3 protein-coding genes are annotated in these 2,181 nt (G+C 69.6%); all 3 read right to left on the bottom strand.

Annotated elements, in window-relative coordinates; genetic code table 11:
* The coding region (locus AB0B91_RS65290) for a sigma factor (RefSeq protein ID WP_358343061.1) at positions 1-185 on the bottom strand (185 nt) is incomplete at its 3' end.
* Positions 182-553 (bottom strand): YciI family protein, encoded by a 372-nt coding sequence (locus AB0B91_RS65285; RefSeq protein WP_089002562.1) that lies wholly within the window; start codon positions 551-553, stop codon positions 182-184. The genes AB0B91_RS65290 and AB0B91_RS65285, both read right to left, overlap by 4 nt.
* A gap of 82 nt (positions 554-635) precedes the next feature.
* On the bottom strand, positions 636-1,940 hold the full coding sequence (gene rfbH / locus AB0B91_RS65280; RefSeq protein WP_089002561.1) for a lipopolysaccharide biosynthesis protein RfbH: 1,305 nt from the start codon (positions 1,938-1,940) through the stop codon (positions 636-638).
* Between the last annotated feature and the right edge of the window lie 241 nt (positions 1,941-2,181).

Below are 2,181 nucleotides of genomic sequence, written 5' to 3'. Positions count from 1 at the left end.
GTGGTCAGCCAACCGATGGGGTTGGCCGGCACACCGTCCGCCGGCCACTGCACCGCCGCCGCCAGCAGCGCCTCCTGTACGGCGTCCTCGCAGGTGTCGAAGCCGCCGTGACGGCGGACGAGCGCGGAGAGGACCTGTGGCGCGTGTTCGCGCAGCAGGTCCTCGACATCCGTGGCGGTGCTCACCGTCCCGTGTCCCCGGCGCCGAGCACCGGGCGTACCTCGACCTGGCCGAAGGCGGCCTCCGGAATCCGGGCGGCGTGCGCGACGGCACTGTCGATGCCGTCGCACTCGATCAGATAGAACCCGGCGAGGTACTCCTTGACCTCGGGAAAAGGGCCGTCGGTGGTGGTCACTCTGCCGTTCTTCACGAGGACCCGCTTGCTGCGGCTCTGGTCGGCCAGCGCCTCCGACACGATCAGCTCGCCGGCCTCGGCCAGCTCGCCGCCCAGGGCGGCATGAGCCTTGAGGCCCAACTCGCGCTCGGCCTCGGACATGTTCTGCCAGGCGTTCCGTGTCTGCTGATTATGGGTGATCAGGAGTAGATACTTCACGGTACCTCCATGGGTCTCGCCCATTATCCCACCACTGTGTCGAAACCGACGGGAACGCCTCGACGTCAGCCCGGCGTGGACGTCATGCGCGACCGGTGGCGAATTCGGTGACCGTGGCCGCGACGTAGTCGATCATCTCTTCGGTCAACGCGGGATAGACGCCCACCCAGAGGGTCTGCTCGGTGATGATGTCGCTGTTGGTCAGGTCACCCACCACCCGGTACGGCTGATTCAGATATCCCGGCTGCCGGGTCAGATTACCGGCGAACAACTGTCGCGTGCCGATCTTGCGATCCTCGAGGAAGGCCACCAGTTGCGAGCGGGTGAAGGGGGCGTCGGGGGCAACCGTGATCACAAAGCCGAACCAGCTCGGCTCGCTGCGCGGCGTGGCCTCCGGCAGCAGCAGGTGCGGTACGCCGTCCAACTGCTCCCGCAGCCGACGCCAGTTGCGGCGCCGCAGCGCGGTGAAGTCGTCCAGCTTCGCCAACTGGGTGAGGCCGAGCGCGGCCTGCAGGTCGGTGGCCTTCAGGTTGTAGCCGACGTGCGAGTAGATGTACTTGTGGTCGTACCCGGCCGGCAGGTTGCCGAGCTGGTGCTTGAAGCGCTTCAGGCAGGTGTTCGAGTCCCCGGGCGCGCACCAGCAGTCCCGGCCCCAGTCGCGCAGCGACTCCACGACCCGGGCGAGCGCCAGGTTCGACGTCAGGACGCACCCGCCCTCGCCCATCGTCAGGTGGTGCGCGGGGTAGAAGCTGACCGTGGTGAGGTCACCGAAGGTGCCGGTGAGCCGGCCGTCGTAGGTGGAGCCCACCGCGTCGCAGTTGTCCTCGACGAAGAACAGGCCGTGTTCCCGGGCCAGCTCGGCGATCTCGGTCGCCTCGTACGGGTTGCCCAGCGTGTGCGCCAGCACGATCGCCCGGGTCTTCGGCCCGATCGCGGCGGCCACCCGCTCCGCCGTGGTGTTGTACGTGCCCAGCTCGACGTCCACGAAGACCGGCAGTAGGCCGTTCTGGATGATCGGGTTGACGGTGGTCGGGAAGCCTGCGGCGACGGTGATCACCTCGTCGCCGGGGCGGAGCCGCCGCTCCCCGAGCACCTCGGAGGTCAGCGCGGTGACCGCGAGCAGGTTGGCGGACGAGCCGGAGTTGACCAGGTGCGCCTTGCGCCGGCCCAGCGTGCGGGCGAACCGTGACTCGAACGTACGGGCGTAGCCTCCGGCCGCGATGCGCATGTCCAGCGCCGCCTCGACCAGGGCCACCCGGTCGTCGGCGTCGAGCATGGCACCGGAGGGCCAGATCTCGGTGACGCCCGGCTCGAACGCCCGGTCGGGTTGCACGTCCTGGTGGTACTTGCGTACCTCGTCCAGCAGCAGAGCCTTGCGGTCGCTCATGGTGTGTTTCCTCTCCTGGTCACGACAAAACGGTGCGACGGACGCGGTGGTTCTCGGACCGGCGCTGGGCCGGAGGCGGTGGGGAACGGCAGCGACCGCGCCGACGTCCACGAACCCGCCGTCGGTCGGCCGGGCCCGGCGGCCGTGATCGGCCTCAGCGGCGTCCGGTGAAGGTGGCGGTGCCGGCGGCCGGTTCCGCCGGCCGCCCGGGTCCGGCTGCGGCTCCGCCCGCCACCAGCCG

The organism is Nonomuraea sp. NPDC049141 (assembly GCF_040648415.1).
Classification (GTDB): domain Bacteria; phylum Actinomycetota; class Actinomycetes; order Streptosporangiales; family Streptosporangiaceae; genus Nonomuraea.
The sequence above is the reverse complement of the archived record's forward strand: the minus strand, read 5'-3'. Positions and strand labels throughout refer to the sequence as shown.